19 protein-coding genes and 1 other RNA gene are annotated in these 19,156 nt (G+C 68.8%); 5 read left to right on the top strand and 15 right to left on the bottom strand.

Going from position 1 to position 19,156, the window contains the following annotated elements; genetic code table 11:
- Window positions 1–22 precede the first annotated feature (22 nt).
- From Q7J39_RS01925 to Q7J39_RS01880, 10 genes are all read right to left on the bottom strand, one after another.
- Window positions 23–1,393 (bottom strand): sigma-54-dependent Fis family transcriptional regulator, encoded by a 1,371-nt coding sequence (locus tag Q7J39_RS01925; protein ID WP_304819851.1) that lies wholly within the window; start codon window positions 1,391–1,393, stop codon window positions 23–25.
- Between the two features lie 28 nt (window positions 1,394–1,421).
- Window positions 1,422–1,757 (bottom strand): flagellar motor switch protein FliN, encoded by a 336-nt coding sequence (gene fliN, locus Q7J39_RS01920; protein ID WP_215338970.1) that lies wholly within the window; start codon window positions 1,755–1,757, stop codon window positions 1,422–1,424.
- A 5-nt stretch (window positions 1,758–1,762) separates the two neighbouring features.
- On the bottom strand, window positions 1,763–2,416 hold the full coding sequence (locus Q7J39_RS01915; RefSeq protein ID WP_304819849.1) for a flagellar assembly protein FliH: 654 nt from the start codon (window positions 2,414–2,416) through the stop codon (window positions 1,763–1,765).
- Window positions 2,416–3,447, bottom strand: coding sequence for a flagellar motor switch protein FliG (fliG, locus tag Q7J39_RS01910; protein WP_304819846.1), 1,032 nt, complete (start codon window positions 3,445–3,447; stop codon window positions 2,416–2,418). The genes Q7J39_RS01915 and fliG overlap by 1 nt, the downstream gene beginning before the upstream one ends.
- Window positions 3,447–5,108, bottom strand: coding sequence for a flagellar basal-body MS-ring/collar protein FliF (fliF, locus tag Q7J39_RS01905; RefSeq protein ID WP_304819844.1), 1,662 nt, complete (start codon window positions 5,106–5,108; stop codon window positions 3,447–3,449). Before fliF ends, fliG begins: the two co-directional genes overlap by 1 nt.
- A 152-nt stretch (window positions 5,109–5,260) precedes the next feature.
- Complete coding sequence (locus tag Q7J39_RS01900; RefSeq protein ID WP_304819838.1) at window positions 5,261–6,157, bottom strand: GNAT family N-acetyltransferase; 897 nt, start codon at window positions 6,155–6,157, stop codon at window positions 5,261–5,263.
- A gap of 7 nt (window positions 6,158–6,164) precedes the next feature.
- Complete coding sequence (locus Q7J39_RS01895) at window positions 6,165–8,324, bottom strand: serine hydrolase (protein ID WP_304819835.1); 2,160 nt, start codon at window positions 8,322–8,324, stop codon at window positions 6,165–6,167.
- Between the two features lie 124 nt (window positions 8,325–8,448).
- Window positions 8,449–9,228, bottom strand: coding sequence for a C13 family peptidase (locus tag Q7J39_RS01890; RefSeq protein ID WP_304819833.1), 780 nt, complete (start codon window positions 9,226–9,228; stop codon window positions 8,449–8,451).
- A gap of 1 nt (window position 9,229) precedes the next feature.
- Window positions 9,230–9,694 carry a PaaI family thioesterase gene (locus Q7J39_RS01885; protein ID WP_304819831.1) on the bottom strand — a complete coding sequence of 155 codons (465 nt, stop codon included), beginning with the start codon at window positions 9,692–9,694 and terminating at the stop codon, window positions 9,230–9,232.
- Between the two features lie 9 nt (window positions 9,695–9,703).
- Window positions 9,704–10,198: an SspB family protein gene (locus Q7J39_RS01880; RefSeq protein WP_304819829.1), complete on the bottom strand. Its 495-nt coding sequence runs from the start codon at window positions 10,196–10,198 to the stop codon at window positions 9,704–9,706.
- Window positions 10,199–10,364: 166 nt separating this feature from the next.
- Here Q7J39_RS01880 and Q7J39_RS01875 point away from each other — a divergent pair, with 166 nt between their 5' ends.
- Both Q7J39_RS01875 and Q7J39_RS01870 read left to right on the top strand, forming a co-directional pair.
- Window positions 10,365–11,735: an MBOAT family protein gene (locus Q7J39_RS01875; RefSeq protein ID WP_304819827.1), complete on the top strand. Its 1,371-nt coding sequence runs from the start codon at window positions 10,365–10,367 to the stop codon at window positions 11,733–11,735.
- Between the two features lie 15 nt (window positions 11,736–11,750).
- Window positions 11,751–12,845, top strand: coding sequence for a hypothetical protein (locus Q7J39_RS01870; RefSeq protein WP_304819825.1), 1,095 nt, complete (start codon window positions 11,751–11,753; stop codon window positions 12,843–12,845).
- Between the two features lie 10 nt (window positions 12,846–12,855).
- Here the strand turns inward: Q7J39_RS01870 and ssrA are convergent.
- Window positions 12,856–13,218, bottom strand: a transfer-messenger RNA (tmRNA) gene (gene ssrA, locus Q7J39_RS01865).
- Between the two features lie 154 nt (window positions 13,219–13,372).
- Here ssrA and Q7J39_RS01860 point away from each other — a divergent pair.
- The gene (locus tag Q7J39_RS01860) at window positions 13,373–13,951 is read left to right on the top strand and encodes an inner membrane-spanning protein YciB (protein ID WP_304819823.1); all 579 of its coding nucleotides are present in this window, start codon (window positions 13,373–13,375) and stop codon (window positions 13,949–13,951) included.
- Here Q7J39_RS01860 and Q7J39_RS01855 read toward each other — a convergent pair.
- Both Q7J39_RS01855 and ilvN read right to left on the bottom strand, forming a co-directional pair.
- On the bottom strand, window positions 13,948–14,613 hold the full coding sequence (locus Q7J39_RS01855; protein WP_304819821.1) for a TetR/AcrR family transcriptional regulator: 666 nt from the start codon (window positions 14,611–14,613) through the stop codon (window positions 13,948–13,950). The genes Q7J39_RS01860 and Q7J39_RS01855 overlap by 4 nt on opposite strands.
- A gap of 557 nt (window positions 14,614–15,170) precedes the next feature.
- A complete protein-coding gene (ilvN, locus tag Q7J39_RS01850; RefSeq protein ID WP_304819819.1) occupies window positions 15,171–15,719 on the bottom strand; it encodes an acetolactate synthase small subunit in 549 nt (182 codons plus the stop codon).
- 157 nt (window positions 15,720–15,876) lie between these two features.
- Between ilvN and Q7J39_RS01845 the strand changes: the two genes are divergently transcribed.
- On the top strand, window positions 15,877–16,398 hold the full coding sequence (locus Q7J39_RS01845) for a DUF1993 family protein (protein ID WP_304819816.1): 522 nt from the start codon (window positions 15,877–15,879) through the stop codon (window positions 16,396–16,398).
- A gap of 10 nt (window positions 16,399–16,408) precedes the next feature.
- On the opposite strand, the gene Q7J39_RS01840 is transcribed toward Q7J39_RS01845, so the two are convergent.
- Both Q7J39_RS01840 and Q7J39_RS01835 read right to left on the bottom strand, forming a co-directional pair.
- A complete protein-coding gene (locus Q7J39_RS01840; protein WP_304819815.1) occupies window positions 16,409–17,539 on the bottom strand; it encodes a glycosyltransferase in 1,131 nt (376 codons plus the stop codon).
- Window positions 17,536–18,246: a hypothetical protein gene (locus Q7J39_RS01835; RefSeq protein WP_304819813.1), complete on the bottom strand. Its 711-nt coding sequence runs from the start codon at window positions 18,244–18,246 to the stop codon at window positions 17,536–17,538. Before Q7J39_RS01835 ends, Q7J39_RS01840 begins: the two co-directional genes overlap by 4 nt.
- A 270-nt stretch (window positions 18,247–18,516) precedes the next feature.
- On the opposite strand from Q7J39_RS01835, the gene Q7J39_RS01830 reads away from it, so the two are divergent.
- A complete protein-coding gene (locus Q7J39_RS01830) occupies window positions 18,517–19,122 on the top strand; it encodes a CoA pyrophosphatase (RefSeq protein WP_304819811.1) in 606 nt (201 codons plus the stop codon).
- Window positions 19,123–19,156 lie beyond the last annotated feature (34 nt).

Here is a 19,156-nt window from a genome sequence, read left to right as displayed (position 1 = left end):
GGAAAGCAAAGAGGTCAGACGATCAGGCGGCGTGGGCGCCCATGCCCTGCGGGGCGGGGACCGAAACGCCGGCCTCGCTGTATTCCTTGAGCTTGTTGCGCAGGGTGCGGATGGAGATGCCCAGGATGTTGGCCGCATGGGTGCGGTTGCCCAGGCAGTGCTCCAGGGTGTCGATGATCAGCTGTTGTTCCATGGTCGCCACCGTCTGGCCCACGAAGTTGCGGGTCGCCGACTCCGCGGCGGTGGCGGCGGCATAGGCGGTGCGCGAGCCGGGATCTGGAGCGGCCAGGGGCTGGCCGTCGGGCAGGCGGATGGCGGCCTCGTCGATTTCCGGGCCGATGGCCAGGAGCACGGCGCGGTGCATGGCGTTTTCCAGCTCGCGGACGTTGCCGGGCCAGCGATGGCCGGCCAGGCGGCGCTTGGCCTCGCCCGACAGGGGCCGCTCGGCCACGCCATTGGCGGCGGCGTACTTCTTGACGAAGAATTCCGCCAGGGCGACCACGTCGCCGGGCCGCTCGCGCAGGGCCGGCAGGCGCAGGTTCACGACGTTGAGGCGATAGAGCAGGTCTTCGCGGAAGGTGTGGTCCTTCACGGCCTGGACCAGGTCGCGGTTGGAGGTGGCCAGGATGCGGATGTCCACCTTCACCGGCTTGGAGCCGCCGACCCGGTCGATCTCGCGCTCCTGGATGGCCCGAAGCAGCTTGGCCTGCAGGCGCACGTCCATCTCGGAGATTTCGTCCAGCAGCAGGGTGCCGCCGTTGGCTTCCTCGAACTTGCCGATGCGGCGGGCCAGGGCGCCGGTGAAGGCGCCCTTCTCGTGGCCGAACAGCTCGCTCTCCAGCAGGTTCTCCGGGATGGCCGCGCAATTGACCGAGATGAAAGGCTTGGAGGACCGGCGCGACTTCTGGTGGACGTAGCGGGCGATGACTTCCTTGCCCGAGCCGCTCTCGCCGGTGATCAGGATGGAGGCTTCGGAGCCCGCCACCTGGTCGGCGAGCGAGATCACGGCCTGCATGGCGGCGTCGCGCACCACCATGGGCTTGTTGTCATCGGAGACGGCGGCCAGCACCGCGGCGATCATCTCCGCCTCGGGGGGCAGTGGGATGAACTCCTTGGCGCCCGCGCGGATGGCGTCGCCGGCCCGCTTGGGATCGGCGTCGACCCCGCAGGCCACGACAGGCACCCGGATCCGCTCGGCCTCGTTGGCCGCGATCAGGGCGGCGATGTCGAGGTCATAGTCCACCAGCAGCAGGTCCGCCCCCTGACCCGCGCGCAGGGCGTGGGTGCAGGCCGCGATGGTCTCCACGTGGCTGACCTTGGCGCCCGCCGACATCGCCATCTTCACGGCGGTGGACAGTTGCCCGTTCAATTTTCCGACGACCAGAAGCCGCATATCAGATCTCCTCAGACTCCAGGGGCCGTCAGGCCGCCGAGTCCCCGTCCTTGATGATTTCCGTCATGGTCACGCCCAGGCGTTCGTCGACGATGACGACCTCGCCCCGGGCGACCAGGCGGTTGTTGACGTAGATGTCGATGGCCTCGCCGACCTTGCGATCGAGCTCCAGCACGCTGCCGGAGCTGAGCTGAAGCAGCTGAGCCACCGACATCGTGGCGCGGCCGAGCACCGCGGAAATCGAGACCGGGACGTCGAAGACCGGCGCCAGGTCGGTGGCGGTTTTGTCCTCCATGTCCATCGACATGTCGGCCAGCGGATCACCCGGGGCGAATTCGTCGAGCTCAAGTCCGTTCTCGGCCATGGGGATCAGCCTTCACTTCCAGGAATAAGGGGTTCGGCGTGCAGACCTTCGGCGGCGAGCGCCGCCTCCAGGACCACCGCCACGCGTTCGGCCGCGGCCGCGGGGTCGTAGGCCGCCGCGCCGTCGCCGAAGTCGAGGGTGAAGGCGGCGCCGCTGAGGCCGGCGCCCTCCTTGATGTGAATGGCGCCGGCGTAGCCGATGCCCTGGGCGACTTCCGTCAGCAGAGGTTCCAGCACGACCGCGAGCTCGGGGGAGGCCGACACCATCAGGCGCGGGGCGGCCTCGATCTCGCGGGCCAGGGACTCCAGGGCCGCTAGAATCGGAGCCTCCGGGAAGCGCGCCAGGGCGGCGTCGGCTATGGCCTTGGCGCAGGCCAGGGCCAGGTGGGCCGAGCCCAGCCGGTGTTCGTGGGCCACCTCGGCCAGGGTCGGCAGGGCGGCGCGAGCGGCGTCGGCGACCCGCGACAGGGCCTGGGCCTGCAGGGCCGCCGCCGAGGCCAGTCCCTGGCTCTCGCCCGCGGCGAAGGCGGTCTGGCGCACGGCCTCCACCTCGTCGGCGGTGTAGGCGCGTTTCGGCCGCGGCTGAGCGAAGGCCACATCGCCCGCGCCGTCGAAGACGGTGTCGAAGCCGAACTTTTCGTGGGGAAGATCGCTGGCCATCAGTAGATCAGCTCATCTTCGCTGCCGGAGCCGGCCAGCATGATTTCGCCCTTTGCGGCCAGGTCCTTGGCGACCTGGACCATGGCCATCTGGGCCTGATCGACGTCGCGCAGGCGCACGGGGCCCATGCTCTCCATGTCGTCGCGCATGATCTTGGCGGCGCGCTCGGACATGTTGGAGAAGAACATTTCCCGCAAGGAGTCCGAGGAGCCCTTGAGCGCCAGGCCCAGCTGGTCCTTCTCCACCGCCCGCAGCAGGGTCTGGACCCCGCCCGGATCGAGCTTGGACAGGTCCTCGAAGACGAACATCAGGGCCCGGATACGCTCGGCGCTCTCGCGGTTGCGCTCTTCAAGGGCGGCGATGAATCGGGCCTCGGTCTGGCGGTCGAAGGCGTTGAAGATGTCGGCCATCATCTCGTGGCTGTCGCGCTTGGAGGTGCGCGCCAGGTTCGACATGAACTCGGTGCGCAGGGTCTGCTCGATCTTGTCGAGGATCTCGCGCTGCACCGGCTCCATCCGCAGCATGCGGGTGACGCACTCCAGGGCGAAGTCCTCGGGCAGGGCGGCCAGCACGCGGGCGGCGTGGTCGGACTTCACCTTGGACAGCACCACGGCGACGGTCTGCGGGTACTCGTTCTTCAGATAGTTGGCGAGCACCGCCTCGTTCACGTTGCCCAGCTTGTCCCACATGGTGCGACCCGCGGGACCGCGGATCTCCTCCATCAGGGTGTCGACCTTCTCGGCGGGCAGGAAGGCCGCCAGCAGGCGCTGGGTCTGCTCGAAGGAGCCCATGATCGCGCCGGCGCCGGACATGCCGGAGATGAAGTCCACCAGCAGCTGCTCGACCACCGAGGCCGCGACATTGCCGAGGCCGGCCATGGCCTGGGAGATCTCCTTGATCTCCTCGTCGTCCAGCTGCTGCCAGATGGTGCCGTGGTCCTCGCCGAGCGCCAGCAGGATGACGGCGGCCTTCTCCGGCCCGCTCAGGCGGGTGACGTCGGTGATCGCCTTGCCTTTGGAGCCGACGGCCATCAGGTGGTCTCATGCAGCCAGGTGCGCAGCAGCGACACCGACTCTTCAGGATGGCTGTCGACGAACTCGGCGACGCGCTTGACGGAGGAGGCCTTCACCTGGCCTTCGATGCGGGCGATGTCGATCCGCTGTTCCAGCTCGTTGCCGGGGCCGGGCAGGGCCAGGGGCTGGCCGGTGGACGGATCGACGGCCACCTGCATCGGCTGGCCGTCCGCGGTGGTGATGATGCGGGTCATCTGCGGGGCGCTGGCCACGGTCAGGGCCGGGAGGCCGCCGGCCACCGCGCCGCCACGTCCGCCTCCGCCGCCCAGCATCGGGCGGACCACGAAGATCATCATGGCCAGGGCCACGATCGCCATGACGCCCAGTTCGGCGCCGCGCATGATGTCGTTCTTGTCGAAGCCCATCAGCGGGCTGGCCGCCGTCGTCCCATCAGCGTCGACGGTCGACGGGAACCGGACATTGACCACGGTCACCTGGTCGCCGCGGGCCTGGTCGTAGCCGACCGCGGTGCGGACCAGTTGCTCCAGGCGCTGCATCTCCTCGGCGCTGCGGGCCGTGTAGGCGCCGGGCTTGCCGTCCTTGCCGGGCGCGGTGACACCATCGACGGCCACGGCCACGGAGATCCGCTTCAGTTGACCGGGCTCCTTCACCTCGGTGCGCGTGGTCTTGGAGATCTCGTAGTTGGTGGTGGATTCGGTGCTGCCGCTGTTGGAGATGCTGTTGTCGCCCTCCGCGCCCGCCCCGCCCGGGATGTTGTTGGCCGCCGAGGCCTGACCATTGGTGGCCGGGGCGTTCTCCTTGGCCGTCTCCTCGGTGGTGGATTCAGACCGGATCACCTGGCCGTCCGGGTCGAACTTTTCCTCGGCGATGGTGATCCGCGACAGGTCAAGATCGGCGGTGACGTTCACCCGCGCCTTGCCCGGGCCGACCATGCCCTCCACCAGGGCCTTGATCGTCTTGGTGATACGCTGCTCGACGTCGCTCTTGCGACCGTCGGCGGCCATGGCGTCGCCGGCCTCGCCGCCCGACAGGGTCTTGGCGTGCTGGTCCACGACGGTGACGCGGTCAGGCTTCAGGTTGGGGACGGCGCCGGCCACCAGGTTCTGCATGGCGCGCACCTGGTCGGCGCTCGGCTGACGCCCGCCGACCCCGATGCTGATCGAGGCCGACGGCTGCTCGGCCTCTTCCTCAAACAGGTCGCGCTTGGGCAGGACCAGGTGGACGCGGGCCGAGGTGATGCCGTCCAGGGCCTGGATGGTGCGGGCCAGTTCGCCCTCCAGGGCGCGCTGTCGATTGAGCTGCTGGACGAAGTCCGTCTGGCCCATGGCGTTGGCGTTGTCGAAGATCTCGTAGCCCACCGAGCCCGAGGTCGGCAGGCCCTTGGCCGAGAGCAGCAGGCGGGTGGAGCCCACCTCATCGCGGCCGACCAGGATCGTCGAGCCGTCACCCTTGATCTCGTACTTCACATTGGCCTGGTCGAGGGCGGCGGTGATGGTGCCCGCCTCCTTCAGATCCAGGTTCGAATAGAGCAGGGACTTCGGCTGGCCGAGGTTCATGGACAGCGCGACGATCGCGGCAACCACCCCGATGCCGACGCCCAGCATGGCGGCGACACGTCCGATACCGAACCGTTGCAAGGCGGCGACGAAACTGTTCAACGCGATGCCGCCCCTGTTTCCAAAGCGCGGGGCCGTCACAGAATGCGCCCGCCGCTAGGCAGGATTTACCCAGTGCTTGGTAAACGAGCCGTTTACATTTGAGCGTCGCTCTCCCGGAGCCAGGGACCCAATGTCGCACCCAGGGCGCTGGTTCAGGGCAGGGATCGCTCCCACCAGGCCATGTGGTCGATGACCTCGAAGCCGGCCGATCGGTAGGTGGCGATGGCCGGGGCGTTGAAATGCGCCGTGCTGACCCGGGCGTGACGCAGGCCCCTGGCCCGCAGGCGCCTTAGGCCCTCCAGGGTGGCGGCGCGGGCCAGGCCGAGGCCGCGAAAGTCCACATGGGTCCCCACCGGCTCGAATGTCCCCATGCCGCTGACGGGGTCGGCCCAGCAAAGACTGCCGGCCGCCAGCCGCCCGTCTGGGGCCTCCACCAGGATGTCGAGGCTCGGATCATAGCCCGGCAGGGCGGCCAGCCGCTGGTAGGTTTCGACGCTGAAGCTCGATCGCGCCTTGGGGAGGCCGATGTGGGCCAAGTGATTCCAGGCATCGCGGTGGCTGGCGGCACGGGCCCCTGGGTCAATCCCGATGCAATCGCGTAAGCGCATTCCGGGCGGCAAGGCCGGGCGGGCGATTTCATCGTTCAGGTCTCGGCGGAACCGCACCCCCTCCGGTGAGGTCAGCCGGTAGCCGCGAGCCTCCAAGGCTCCAGCTCGCCGGGTGTCGCCCTCCAGCGACCGCACCCGCAGAGGCCTCGCCGCGCTGGCCTCGGCCCAGTCCAGGGCCTCGGCGATCAGGTGTTCATCCGTGGGCAAGGCCTCGAACCAGAGCTCGCCGGGCGCGATCCGCCAGGCCAGCGCCACGAGGCCGCCCGCGGTTTCCCAGAGCCGCATGTCCTGTGGCGCGCCCTGTGTGTCCTTCAGCTCCCAGGTCAGGTCGCCGGGGTGCCAGCCGGCGTCGAGGGGGAAACGCTCGGTCAGCGACCGGCTGGCGAAGTCCAGCAGGGCAGGCAGGTCGTCGGCCCCGGCGTGATCGCGCGCTCGGGCCATGGCAAGGTCAACCGCCCCAAGGCGCCAGCGCGCCCCAGAGGCCGAGCACGACGGAGAAGGCGGTGTAGAGCAGCACCGTGAAGGTGAAGCCCGCCTTGCGCGCCTGGGTCCAGCTGTCGACCCGGCGGCCGCCGCGCCAGACGGCGGGCACGATGAGCAGGGTGCCGGCGGTCATCAAGGCGGCCACGAAGGCGCAGGCCGAGGCGATCACCAGGGTCGGCCCGGGCCAGCCGTACATGACATTGGCCAGGTCGCTGGTCTTGGAGACCCAGACCAGGAACAGCACCATGGAGGTCAGCCACAGGGCGGCCTGGATATTCTGGATCAGGCTGGCCTGGCTCTGGATGCCGGTCTCGCGGAATTCGCGGCGATTGCGCAGCAGCACACCGCCCAGGGTCCCGGCGGCGGCGAGCGCGGTGAGGCCAGAGAGGATCAGCAGTTTGGCGGGCTGATTCCAGAAGCCGGTGCGTTCGAAGGTCGAGACCCCGTCGGCCCGGCTGAAGCTTACCGCCTTGCCGTCCTGGACGTCGAAACTCAGCCGCTCGGCGCCGGTGGTGGAGATGAAGCGGCCGCTCATCGGATCGCCCTCGGGGACCCAGCTGCGGGCCGCGGCGCCCATGCCCCCGGAGGTGACCAGCCGGCCGTCGTCGGTGACGCTGACCGAAACGCCGTTGATCATCTTGCCGACAAAGGACTCCAGGCCGCGATGCGCGCGGCGGGCGCCCAGATAATAGCCCTGATAGGCCTCGCGGCTATCGACCAGGGCCAGGGCTCCCTTGCGCGGGAAGGGCATGGGCGGGGCGTAGAACTGCGCCACGATCCGCTCGGGCAGACGGGCGGCCAGGTCGCCCCCGGTCTCGGTGTTGGTGCTGATGAACACCCCCAGCTTCAGGTCAGGCGCCACCACCATGTTGGACAGGAAGGACAGGGTGCCGCCGGCGTGGCCAAACCCCTTGTGACCGCCGGGCAGGTCGTAGGCTGCGAAGCCGTGGCGCCAGCCGTTGATCCCGGGCGTGGTGCGCCGCAGCGGGGTGTTGAACGCCTTGGCCGCCCGGGGCCCGTAGACGACCGCGCCGTCAAGGCTGCCACTGTTCAGCAGCATCTGCATGTAGCGCGCCATGTCGCCGGCGGTGGAGGAGGCCGAGCCGGCCGGCGCGATGTGGCCGATATATTCGTAGGGCCGCGCGGCGTAGCCGGTGGGCGTCCAACGATAGCCTTCCGACAGGTCGTTCTGCAGGACCTCGGGCATCGGGGCCGGGAGTCCCGGCTCGGTGGGTCGGGCCTCGCGGAAGGTGGTGTGGTTCATCTTCAGCGGCAGGAGAATCTCCTCCTCGATCAGCCGCTCGAAGGGCTTGCCGGCGACGTAGGACACCGCCTGCCCGGCCAGGGCCGCGCCGTAGTTTGAGTAGCTGGCCATCAAGCCCGGCGCATGCACCCGGCGCGGCCGCTCCTGACGCAGGTAGGCCGCCAGCGGCCGTTCGCGGCTGGGGTTCTTCTCGAACAGCTGACCCAGGGCCCGGTCCTCGAAGCCCGCTGAGTGGTCCAGCAGGTTTCTGACCCGGATCGGGGTGTGGAAGCCCTGGTCGCGGACCTGGAGCTGTTCCGGCAGGTAGAGGTTGATGGGCTGGTTCAGGCGGATGCGGTCAGCCTCCACCTCCTTCATCAGGGCGATCCAGGTGAAGGTCTTGGAGATCGAGCCCACGCGGAACAGCGTCGTGTCCGGATTGACCTTGCGGGCGGGCGACAGGCTGGCGAAGCCGTAGCCCTTCTTCAACACCACCTGGCCGTCCTGAATCACCGCCACGGTGACCCCGGCGATGTGCTCGCGGTCCATGGCGTCCTTCACGACGCCATCGACATAGGCCTCCAGCTCGGCGGGGGGCAGGGCCTGACCCGGCGCCAGGCGCGCGCCCGACGCGGCCAACGGGGCGGCCGGAGTGATGGCGGTCAGGCTTGAGACCGCCGGCCCCTCGGTGGTGGCCGGCCTGGCGGCGACAGGACGGGCGCGGACCGCGGGCCTGGTGGACTGTCTCAGGGCCTCGTAGGGAACAGGTCCCTGCGGATTGACCGCCGGACTCGCCGGGGCGGCGGCCGGGGCCTGGGCGGCGGCCGGAGCGGCCACAAGCAGGAGAAGCGCGGCGAAGGCGGCTTTGGCGACGGAATTCATCGGGTGGATCGGCTTCGGGTGAAGGGCTGGCGCAAGACCCCCTTGTAGAGTGAAGGGCGCGGTCTTCAAGCCGCCGCCGGCCACCGGGGGAAGACAGGTTGTCACCCCAGCGCAGGCAGGGGCCTTAGCCCTTCGGCGGCGGACCCTGCGCGAAGGGGTAGAGCGGCAGCATCGGGCGCAGTTGCGGACCGATCCACACCTGGGGCTCGGACGGCGGCGTCATGCCCTCCTTTTTCTCGCGGGCCGAGACACAGGCCTGGATTCCCCGCCCCAGGCTGGGGAAGTCCTGGGCGCGCGGCGTGGACTGCAGGAAGCACTCGTCGAAGAACGGATACTTGTTGGACTCCCCGCAGCCGAAGGAGGTGCGGTCGGGCCGCGCGGCGGTCAGGATCATACGGTTCGGCTGGGCCAGTTCCGGGATGAAGACGCCGGAGAAGCAGGCCGAGATCACCACCACCGTCGGCCGCTGGCCGCAGGTGCGGTCCAGGATCGCCCCCAGCAGGCGGGGCGGCAGGATGTCCTGGTCCACCAGCACCCCCTGCGGCGCGCCGTGCGAGGAGACGTAAAGCAGGCAGCCGCCCTGGGCCTTGGGCGCCACCTCGGTCAGGGCCTCATAGATGGCCTTGGGACTGGACTTGCCGGCCTTCACCCCCTTGTAGCGCTCGGGCCGCACGGAGAATTGGCGCAGGTTGGCCTTGTCGAAGCCGATCCGCTCCAGCTCCTGGGAGACGTCGCGCCGGGCATTGTCGAAGGCTTCGGAGGGACCGCCGGACTGCGCGTGCCAGTCGCCGGCCACGACGATGGCGGCCCAGTCGGCGAAGGGTCCGGTCGCGGCGAGCGCCGGGGCCGTCCAGCCGAGCAGCAGGACTGTCAGGACGCCGAGGAAACCGCGGCGCTTGCCCATGCTACTTCTTGTAGCTCTGGAAGGGGGTGGGGACCGCCGTACCGGTCGCCTTGGCCACCAGTCGGCCGTCGGCGTCGTAGAGCTCGCCCTCGGTGAAGGCGATTGTCCGGCCCCACTTGGCCACCCGGCCGATGCCCTTCAGCACGCCGGGCATGGCCGGACGGTAGAAGGTGGTCTTCATCTCGGCGGTGGGCGCCACATGGGTCATGCCCGAGGCCACCATGCAGGCGGTCGACATGGCCTCGTCCAGCATGGCGCAGAGATAACCGCCCTGGATCTGTTTCATCGGATTGAGCAGCAGTTCGGCCCTGGCCTCGAAGGCCACCTCGACCGATTTCTCGGCCTGGCTGACTGCCACCATGCGGAAGCCCAGGGTCTGGGAGCCGGTGGGCTGGTTCTTGGAGCGTAGGAAGCGCGCCAGGATCGCCTCGTCGGTCAGGGCCTCCGGGGCTGCGACGTCGGTCATGGTCGGGGCTCACTTCTTGCGGAATTGGTCCAGGGAGACGACGTTCGCCGCCTCCGGATCGACATCGGCCGCCGCCGCGTCGGCCGCGGCGGGCTTGTCGGTCGCGGCGGCCGGCGCCTCACCCGCGGCCGGCGCGGTCTCGAACGACAGCAGGAACTGGACGCTGGGGTCGTAGAACCGCGTCACCGCCGCATAGGGCACCGACAGTCGCTTGGGCTGTCCGCCGAATTTCAGGGTGACGGAGAAGAAGGTCTCGCCGGGGGCCAGGTCCCAGTACTGGTGCTGCAGGACGATGGTCATCTCGTCCGGGTACTTGCCCAGCAGGTCGGCGGGGCCGGACACGCCGGGCGCCTCGCTCTTGAAGGTGATGTAGAAATGGTGCGCCCCGGGCAGGCCATCGGGCGCCGCGGCGCGCTTCAGGGCGGCCTTGACCACACCACGCAGCGCTTCCTGAGCCATCGCCTCGTAGTGCATCTGGTCTTGGGCCGGCGGGTCCTGAGCCATGGAGTCTCCAAGGGGCGATAGCAGCGTCCCCAAAGGGTAACGTCTCCCGGCGTGCGCGCAAGGCGGCAGCGAGTCAAAACGCGCGTTGCGGCGTCGGCGCCACGTGCTTGGCGCGGCGCTCGGATGCCCTTATTCCGGAATCCCACCGGGGGGCGACGTCACCGACATGCTGTTTGCTTCGCCGACATTCCTGTTCGTCTTCCTGCCCCTGTGTCTGGCGGCCTATTTCGCCAGCCCCTCAACGAAGCTGAAGAGCGCCGTCCTGCTGGCCGCCTCCCTGGTGTTCTACGCCTGGGGCGAGCCGGTGTTCGTGGTGCTGATGGCGGCCATGACCCTGGCGAACTACGCCGCGGCCCTGGCCATCGACGCCCGCGACGGCGCGGGGCGCAAGGCTGCCCTGGCCCTGGCGGTGGCGATCAATCTCTGCGCCCTGACGGTGTTCAAATATGCCGGCCTGATCGCGGTCAGCCTGGGCCTGCCCGACCCGGAGATCCCCCTGCCGCTGGGGATTTCCTTCTTCACCTTCCACTGCCTGTCCTACCTGATCGACACCTACCGCCGCCGCTTCCCGGCCAACCGCGATGTCACCCAGGTGGCGCTCTATATCGCCCTGTTCCCGCAGCTGATCGCCGGACCCATCGTCCGCTACAAGACCATCGCCCGGCGGTTGGCCCATCGCCGCCACAGCCTGGGACGCGCCTCGGCGGGCCTGCGGCTGTTCATCATCGGCCTGGCGCAGAAACTGCTGATCGCCGACCCCATCGCGCCCCTGGCCGACGCCGTGTTCGACCACGCCCGTGCGCCCGGCCTGGTCGAGGCGTGGCTGGGGGCCGGCGCCTACGCCCTGCAGATCTATTTCGACTTCGCGGGCTATTCGACCATGGCCATCGGCCTGGCGGTGATCTTCGGCTTTTCCCTGCCGCGCAATTTCCGCACGCCCTATGCCAGCGCCTCGATCACCGAGTTCTGGCGCCGTTGGCACATCAGCCTGTCCACCTGGTTCCGCGACTATCTCTACATCCCGCTGGGCGGCAATCGCGGCCCGGCCTGGAAGACCTGGCGCAACCTGATCGTCGTCTTCCTGCTCTGCGGCCTCTGGCACGGGGCGGCCTGGACCTTCCTGCTGTGGGGCGCCTGGCATGGGGTCTTCCTGGTGATCGAGCGGGCAGGCCTGGGCCGCGTGCTGGCGAGACTGCCCCGCGTGGTCGGCTGGGCCTATGCCCTGGCCGTTGTCACCCTCGGCTGGGTGCTGTTCCGCAGCCCCGACATGGGCCGGGTCCTTGACCTTTGGGCCGGCATGGCGGGCCTGCATGGCCTCGGGTCCTTGCAGGCCCAGACCCACGCGGCGCTGCAGCCCCTGCACCTCTGGCTGGTTCCCCTGGCTGGTCTGCTGGCCGTGTTCGGCCTGCCCAAGGTTCTGCGCAGGGTTCGGGGCCTCGCCTGGGCCGACATGGCGGGGATCGCGATCCTGCTGGCGCTCTGCCTGCTGAAGGTCGCCTGGGGCGCCTATAGCCCCTTCCTCTATTTCCGGTTCTAGGGGGACGCCATGTTGATGACCCGACCCCGCCGCTTCCTGATCCTCGCGGTCCTGGCCGTCCTGGTCGCCCCGGTGATCGCCATGCCTTTCGTCCCGTTCAAGACCGTCTCGTTGGAGGAAAACCGCCGCCTGGCGCCCGCGCCCGCCCGGCCGACGACGGCCGGCGAATGGCGCAAGCTGCCGCGCGTCCTCGACGCCTGGCTCGCCGACCACTTCGGCTTCCGCGATCCCCTGATGCAGGCGGCCGGCGAGCTGCAACGCAAGCTGGGCGGGGAGGGGGCGGCGGCCACCGCCGTCACCGGCAAGAGCGGCCAGATGTTCCTGGTGGACGGCCTGCTGCGGTCCACCGGCCAGGAACTCGATCCGGCCCGCGCCGCCGACTACGCCGGCTTCGTCTGCGAGGCCAAGGCCAAGCTGCCCGGCGTGACGGTGGTCGCCAGCCTCGCCCCGTCGCCGGCCGAGATCGAGCCCGACCTGGCGCCCGACTGGGCGGGGCCGCCCAAGTCCCCCACCGAGTACGACCTGATCCTCAAGGGCCTTGCCCGGTGCGGTGTCACCACCGTTGACCTACGTCCCAGCTTGCGGGCCGCCCGCGCCGAGGGTCAGGTCTACCGCCAGCTCGACAGCCACTGGTCCTTGCGCGGCTCCCTGGTCGCCTACAATCAGATCGTCGGCGCCATGGGCCGGCCCGGCTGGCGCATCGACCCCAAGGCGCTCTCCTGGGGTGTGGTCGCCCTCGACAACGGCGACCTGCCGCGCCTGGCCGGCCAGCCCCAGGCCGCCGAGAGGGTGGAGATTCATGACTCCACCGCCCTGCCGCCCGGCGTCACCCGCGCGCCGATCCCGGGACTTGAGGCGCACTCGGCGCCGGCCTTCCTCATCGACACCGGCAAGCCCGGCCCCACCGTCCTGATCGTCGGCGACAGCTTCACCGCCGATCCCATGCCGCCCTATTTCGCAGCCCACGTCGGCAAGCTCGCCTGGGTCCACGAGGACCGCTGCGCCTTCGACTGGCGCGTCGTGGCGAGGGTGAAGCCGGACTACGTCGTCTTCCTGCCCGCCGCGCGCGAAGCCGTCTGTGGCGGCGCCCGGCCCGCGCACTTCAACTGATCTGAGGAAAGGTGGAGGGCTTCTGTTGCAAGGCGCCCTCCGGGCCCCGCCTAGCGCTGCTAAGACGCTAGGAGTTTAGGTCGAAATCTATCGGGTCGCTTACGCGGCCAAACGGACTTCTTCAGCGAAGTTATCGTTCGCATTTAGATAAAGGCCCGAAACGGTGGGCCAAGCCGGAAGAAAGCAACACCTTTAGACGTCTGTCGATGCTGATCGGCCCCGCACTTGCCCGCGATAACCAGGGGGAAGATTGGTGGAGCCGCCGGGAATCGCACCCGGGTCCAGTCCGCTTATTATGTGCGCGTTTATCCTCATAGTCGGGCCGAAACCCGACCCCGCATATATAGGCCTGCCGGGTCCACATTTGAAGAACCGATGGAAAAAACCCGCCTCTTGCCGCTCGCGATGCGTGAATGGCCGGGCGGGTACGTGGGCGCCCACGGATTCTGCGTGAGTGGGTTAGGCGGAAATCCGGGTGTGCCCCTAGCCTTGGGGCTTCAAGTTTCGCGCTCCTTGGAGGCCATCCCATGCACCCCCTGATCTACGCCGCCCGACCCCTGGTCCTGGATTTCCTGGCCACCATCGTCTTCCTGGTCCTGGTGGCCCTGAAGGTCGATCCGGCCATCGCCGCCGGTGTCGCCATCGCCATTGGGGTGGCGCAGGTCGCCGTCCTGAAGATCATGAAGCGCCCCATCGCGCCGTTGCAGTGGCTGGGCCTGGGACTGGTCCTGGTGTTCGGCACGGCCAGCCTGCTGACCCACGACATCCGCTTCCTGATGGTCAAGCCGACCCTCGTCTATCTGCTGGTGGGCGCCTTCATGCTCAAGCGCGGTTGGATGCTGCGCTACATGCCGCCCATCGCGGCGGGCCACGGCGAGGACGTCATGGTGGTGTTCGGCTATGTCTGGGCCGGCCTGATGTTCACCAGCGGGATCGCCAACGCGGTGGTGGCGGTGGCCTTCACCGACCACTGGGTGGCCTTCATGGCCATCTTCCCCACGGTCTCGAAGATCGGGCTGTTCGCGGTCCAGTACCTGACCATGCGCACCGTCGTCCGGCGACGGGTCCTCGCGGCCCGCGAGGTTCCCGAGGGGGCGATCGCCTAGGCGCTGGCCTGGGCCGCCTTGGCCTTGGCGATGAGGCCGGTGACCAGGGTGTGCTTGTAGGCCTTCAGCAGGTCGAAGGAGCGTTCCACCTGGGCCCGGTCGCCGGTCACCAGAAGCTCCATGGCCAGGCCGCGCATGGCCGCCATGTGCAGGCCGACCATGGCGTCGATGGCCTCGCGGTCCTCGATCCCGATCTCCTGGGCCAGCTCCCACATCCGCAGGCGGCGGTTCTGTTCGATGCTGTTGAACATGTCGGGCAGCTTGGCGGCCAGCACCTTGTCGGAGCGGGCGGCCATCATGATCTCGAGCTTGGCCATGGCCGGTTCCTGGATCAGGACCGTCCAGGTCGTCTCGGTGCGCGACATGAAATAGGCCAGCTTGTCGTCGTCGTCGTTCAGGGCCGGGGGCTGGTGCGACCGTTCGTCGGCGCCCGAGGCGTAGGCCACCACCGCCAGCATCAGATCAACCTTGGACGGGAACTGGTGCAGCATGCCGCCGCGGCTGACGCCGGCGGCTTCGGCGATGGTCGAAAGCGTGGTGGCCGAGTAGCCGAGCCGGTTCAGGCAGTCGACGGCGGCGTCGATCAGCCGGGCGCGCATGCTGGCCGTGCGCTCCGCCTGGCTACGCCGCGCCTCGGGGACGATGTCCGCCTTGCCGCCCATATTAGTGGCCTCCCAACCTGACGCCATCCTGTGGGGGTTCCGCCACGGGAGGCAAGGTGAAGAAAAGAGGCGCCGACGCGTCTCGCGCGCCGGCGCCAGTGCCCAGACGATCTTTGCGACCGCTTGGGAGGACCTCGGTGATCTGTGAATTCTCACGCCCGATATCGGAGCGCGGCGCCCATGCGAAACCGCACGGACGCCGGCGCCGAAGGTGAGCCATGGCGCCCGCGGCATCCTGGAAGAGCCGCCGGCGCCGAGCCGTCTGAATGTCAAATTCGTCCAAGTCAAAACTACTCAGCGCGACCCGTCCCGTAATTGGGTCGAGGCGCAAAATTGCCAAATCTATCAATCAACTAAAGGCATGTTGGCGATGAATGGATGTCGCCTGTTGTTTCCAAATCCCCTCCGGGCCGGTTCCGGCTCGCACCCTTGCGGGTCCGCGCCGAGCAGCCTCGTCGTTGGCAGGAAAGAGACACCCGGACTCACCCGGCGTCAACAAACAAACCGTCCGAGCGGTCGGTTTTTTTAAAGCCTGCGTGGCCGTCCGCAGGGACGTTCTAGAAAACCTCGGCCCCGCGGGTGATCGACAGCACCCCGGTCCGCGACAGTTCCACCAGGCCCAGCGGCCGCATCAGCTCGACGAACTTGTCGATCTTCGACGAGGCGCCGGTCAGCTCGAAGATGAAGCTGTCGATGGTGGTGTCCAGCACCTTGGCGCGGAAGATGTCGGCGATGCGCAGGGCCTCGACGCGATCGCCGCCCGACCCCTTGACCTTCACCAGGGCCAGCTCGCGCTCCAGGCCGTTGGGGTCGCGGGTGATGTCCTGCACGTGGCGCGTGGCCACCATCTTCTCAAGCTGGGCCTCGATCTGCATCAGCACGTGCGGCGTGCCTCGCGTGACGATGGTCACCCGGCTGGTGTGCGCGCGGCGGTCGGTCTCGGCCACCGTCAGGCTCTCGATATTATAGCCCCGGGCCGCGAACAGGCCCACCAGCCGGTGCAGAACCCCAGGCTCGTTGTCCACCAGTATGGCGAAGGTCGCCAGGCTCTCGGCCTCTTCCGAAGGCGTCAGGTCATAGACGGAGGCGGGCTGTGTGTCGGACATGCTGGGTCTCGCAGAAGGCTCGGCAGGGAGGTGTCACAAGCGCCGCCTCCGGGCAAGGGATGGCGCGCTTGGCGACGAGTCCGAAAATCGCTGGCCTTCCCTGGGGCCGATGTCGGAGAACAAGCGCAACCACAAAGCAAGGGAGGCCCGTCCGGCCATGGCGATTTCACTCTACGACGTCAGCGTCACCTCATTCCTACAGTCGCTGAACGGCGTCGCGGGCTTCCTGGATCGGGGCCTGTCCCACTTCACCGACAACAATATCGACCCCAACAGCATCGTCGACGTCCGCCTGTTCCCCGACATGCTGCCCTTCTGGTTCCAGATCTCCTCGGTGGTGCACCACTCCGCAGAAGCCATCGACGGCGTGCGGGCCGGGACCTTCTCACCGGGCGGCGCGGCTCCGCCGCTCAGCTACGCCGACCTGCAGAAGCTGGTGGCCGACGCCCAGGCGTCGCTGAAGGCCCTCGACCCCGCCGAGGTCAACGGCTTTGAGGGCCAGGACATGGCCTTCGTCATGGGCTCGATGCGGATGCCCTTCACGGCGGAGGGGTTCCTGATGTCCTTCTCCCTGCCCAACCTGCACTTCCACGCCACCACCGCCTACGACATCCTGCGCATGCAGGGCGTGCCGCTCGGCAAGCGCGACTATCTGGGCGGCCTTCGCCTGAAGGCGTGAGTCGGTCAGTCTAGGCGTCCCCGTCTGGGGGCGGGCCTCTCCGGGCCTGGGCGAGCTGCTCGTCCAGGTCGCGGATTTCAGCCAGCAGCCCTTCACGCTCGGCGATCCACGGCCAGCGTGAATCGGCGCGGCGCCGCGGCAGGGTTTCGGTGAGGAAGGACAGCATGGCCGCCCGGCGCTGGGCCTCGTCCGGCGCCTCGGCGGCGAACGCGGTGATCGCCTCGCGGTACAGGGTCTCCAGGCGGTCGAGCGTTCCTTCGAGGCTCGCGGCCTTGCGAACCTGCGCGGTCACCAGTTCCGCGTCGGCAGGATTGTAGCGGGCGAGTTCGGCGGCGATGGCCTCCCCGGTGACCCGTCCGGTCAGGCTGCGCAGGCCGAAGTTCAGGTCGCGCAGGCGTGGCAGGGTCGCAGGCGTGACCATGCCCGCGAGGCCCCGGGCATCGCACACCACCACGGCGCAGCCGGCGCACAGCGCCTCCAGCGCCATGCGCGCGGTGGCGAAGACGAGGTCGTGCCGGACCAGCTCCTCCTCGGGCGCGGCGACCACCCGGCCTGCGCCAAGGCCCAGCAACTCCAGCTTCACGCCGGCCCGGTCGCATGCGGCCTGCAGGATCGGGATCTGGGCCTTGTTCTTGGTGAAGGCCAGGGCCGACAAGGGCCGGTTGGCCAGGGGGCGGGGCCTGGACGGGATACGGGCCAGGTCGACGGCGTTGAGCAGGACCTCCACTCTGGCCGGATCGGCGCCTTCGATATGCACCAGGCGGTCGCGCACGGCCTGGTCCACCGCCAGGTAGCGGTAGACCTGTGGGAACTGCGGCGCCTTCTCCTGGTAGAAGGTCCAGGCGTGGATCATGGACACCACCGGAACCTCCGGAAAGTGCAGTATCGCCTCCACGGTCTGGACGTAGTGGTGCCCATGGATCACATCCGGCGCCTCCCCCATCTGGGACAGGTCGGAGATCACCGCCACGCCGCAGGCATGCAGCTCCTGCGCCGCCGCGCCCAGGTGAGGCGAATAGACTATGGGGCGGTGGCCCCGACGCAGGAAGCCGATGGCCAGGTCGCGCACCACGCTCTCGGTGCCGCCCCGGCCGTCCAACCAAGCATTGGTGATCAGGATCTTCAGGGGGGCGGCGCTCATGCCGTCACCCCCATCAGGGCCATGACGATGGGTTCCACGTGGCGCCAGCGCAGCACCGAGCCATAGAGACCTGAGGCGACGCGGGCCTCGCCGAACTGTTCGTAAAGCGGTGTCTCGCCCGGGCGCGGCGCGAGTTCGCGGAAGGGCCGCAGGTCGTGCAGGGTCTCGCGCGCCAGCACAGCCTCCGCGCCCAGGGCCAGCAATTCGGTGACGTCGTCGCCGATCTCGGGAAAGGCCCGGGCCAGGGCGAGCTTGCGCGCCACCTCAGCCTGCGACAGGTCCAGGCGCAGGCGTTCAGGCCCCGGCTGGGGGATCACCATGGAGGGCGGCAGCACGGGATAGTCCAGCACCTCGACGGCGCGGCCCAGTCTGGCGCCAGCCGCCCCGGCGGCCACCTCGACGGTGAGGCGCCACAGGTCGTGGACAACATTGTAGAGCTGCCAGGAGTCGGTCACCACGCGGCCTATGTCCCGGGCCACGAAACTCTCGGCCAATTCGTCGGCGAGCCTGAGGAAAGGCGCGGCGTCGCCGGCCAGGATCCAGTCATAGACCTCGCGGTCGAGGTGGCGGCCGAACAGCTCGGTGGGAGTCGCCCCCAGTTCCCGGGCCAGGTCGCGGCTGGCCTGGACACGGCTGCGCGAGGTCCCGCTGCGGGAGCCGGAGGTCAGGACGAAGACGGCGGGCCGGGTCGCCTCGACCCATTTCATCAACCGCAGCTCGTGGCCGGGGTGGGAGACGGCTAAGGCGGTCGGGCGCGCGAAGGCGTCGCCCGTTAGGATATTCAAAACGCAAATCTCACTGATGAGCGAACCACGGGGGGTCTGGCCGCTTGCGATCCTTCTAAGGTCTAAGCCTTTAAATAACCAGGGTTTTCGGTGCGAAACGATAGCCGCCACCTAGGGTCGAGCGCGGCTCGCGTGGCGCCGTAAGTCCAAGCGCGCCTTGCCCGCGCGGCCAGGGTCGTCATGCTTAGGGACATGCACGCAGACCGGGACACCATCGCCGCCAACCTCGCGGCCTTTCCGCGCCGGGCCCTGGATCCCACCGGGCGCCGGCGCGCGGCCGTGGCCATCGTGCTGTCGGCCCAGGACGGTGAGCTTACCTACCTGCTGACCCGGCGGGCGCTCACCATGCGCCGGGGGGCGGGCAATTACGCCCTGCCCGGCGGCAATCTGGAGCCCGGCGAGGACGCCGTCACCGCCGCCATCCGCGAGACCTCCGAGGAGCTCGGCGTCGCCATCACGCCGCGGGAGGCGCTGGGAATGCTGGACGACTTCCTCACCCTGGGCGGTCACATCGTGACCCCAGTGGTGTTCTGGTCCGCCGAGACCCTCAGCCTCAATCCCGATCCCATCGAGGTGGACCGCGCCTGGTTCGAGCCGGTCGAGCGCCTGAACCATCCCGACTCGCCGATGAGCGAGGATCACCCCGATGGCGGTGAGCCGATCCTGCGGATGTTCGCCGACGACAACTGGATCAACCCGCCGACCGCCGCCTGGCTCTATCAGTTCCGCGAGGTCGCCTTGCACGGCCGTCTCATCCGCGTGAGCATGATCGGTCAGCCGGAGTGGACGGCGCGCTAGCTGGCCTTAGAGTAGCCGGTATAGAATTTTCAGA

Source organism: Phenylobacterium sp., from assembly GCF_030651185.1.
Classification (GTDB): Bacteria; Pseudomonadota; Alphaproteobacteria; order Caulobacterales; family Caulobacteraceae; genus Phenylobacterium.
This window is presented reverse-complemented; position numbering and strand designations above follow the sequence as displayed.

What these genes read in the sequence shown, in the direction of transcription:
- Q7J39_RS01925 (WP_304819851.1), bottom strand. Translation starts at nt 1,393, where the DNA reads ATGCGGCTTCTGGTCGTCGGAAAATTGAACGGGCAACTGTCCACCGCC.
- fliN (WP_215338970.1), bottom strand. Translation starts at nt 1,757, where the DNA reads ATGGCCGAGAACGGACTTGAGCTCGACGAATTCGCCCCGGGTGATCCG.
- Q7J39_RS01915 (WP_304819849.1), bottom strand. Translation starts at nt 2,416, where the DNA reads ATGGCCAGCGATCTTCCCCACGAAAAGTTCGGCTTCGACACCGTCTTC.
- fliG (WP_304819846.1), bottom strand. Translation starts at nt 3,447, where the DNA reads ATGGCCGTCGGCTCCAAAGGCAAGGCGATCACCGACGTCACCCGCCTG.
- Q7J39_RS01900 (WP_304819838.1), bottom strand. Translation starts at nt 6,157, where the DNA reads ATGGCCCGAGCGCGCGATCACGCCGGGGCCGACGACCTGCCTGCCCTG.
- Q7J39_RS01895 (WP_304819835.1), bottom strand. Translation starts at nt 8,324, where the DNA reads ATGAATTCCGTCGCCAAAGCCGCCTTCGCCGCGCTTCTCCTGCTTGTG.
- Q7J39_RS01890 (WP_304819833.1), bottom strand. Translation starts at nt 9,228, where the DNA reads ATGGGCAAGCGCCGCGGTTTCCTCGGCGTCCTGACAGTCCTGCTGCTC.
- Q7J39_RS01885 (WP_304819831.1), bottom strand. Translation starts at nt 9,694, where the DNA reads ATGACCGACGTCGCAGCCCCGGAGGCCCTGACCGACGAGGCGATCCTG.
- Q7J39_RS01880 (WP_304819829.1), bottom strand. Translation starts at nt 10,198, where the DNA reads ATGGCTCAGGACCCGCCGGCCCAAGACCAGATGCACTACGAGGCGATG.
- Q7J39_RS01875 (WP_304819827.1), top strand. Translation starts at nt 10,365, where the DNA reads ATGCTGTTTGCTTCGCCGACATTCCTGTTCGTCTTCCTGCCCCTGTGT.
- Q7J39_RS01870 (WP_304819825.1), top strand. Translation starts at nt 11,751, where the DNA reads ATGACCCGACCCCGCCGCTTCCTGATCCTCGCGGTCCTGGCCGTCCTG.
- Q7J39_RS01860 (WP_304819823.1), top strand. Translation starts at nt 13,373, where the DNA reads ATGCACCCCCTGATCTACGCCGCCCGACCCCTGGTCCTGGATTTCCTG.
- Q7J39_RS01855 (WP_304819821.1), bottom strand. Translation starts at nt 14,613, where the DNA reads ATGGGCGGCAAGGCGGACATCGTCCCCGAGGCGCGGCGTAGCCAGGCG.
- ilvN (WP_304819819.1), bottom strand. Translation starts at nt 15,719, where the DNA reads ATGTCCGACACACAGCCCGCCTCCGTCTATGACCTGACGCCTTCGGAA.
- Q7J39_RS01845 (WP_304819816.1), top strand. Translation starts at nt 15,877, where the DNA reads ATGGCGATTTCACTCTACGACGTCAGCGTCACCTCATTCCTACAGTCG.
- Q7J39_RS01840 (WP_304819815.1), bottom strand. Translation starts at nt 17,539, where the DNA reads ATGAGCGCCGCCCCCCTGAAGATCCTGATCACCAATGCTTGGTTGGAC.
- Q7J39_RS01835 (WP_304819813.1), bottom strand. Translation starts at nt 18,246, where the DNA reads ATGAAATGGGTCGAGGCGACCCGGCCCGCCGTCTTCGTCCTGACCTCC.
- Q7J39_RS01830 (WP_304819811.1), top strand. Translation starts at nt 18,517, where the DNA reads ATGCACGCAGACCGGGACACCATCGCCGCCAACCTCGCGGCCTTTCCG.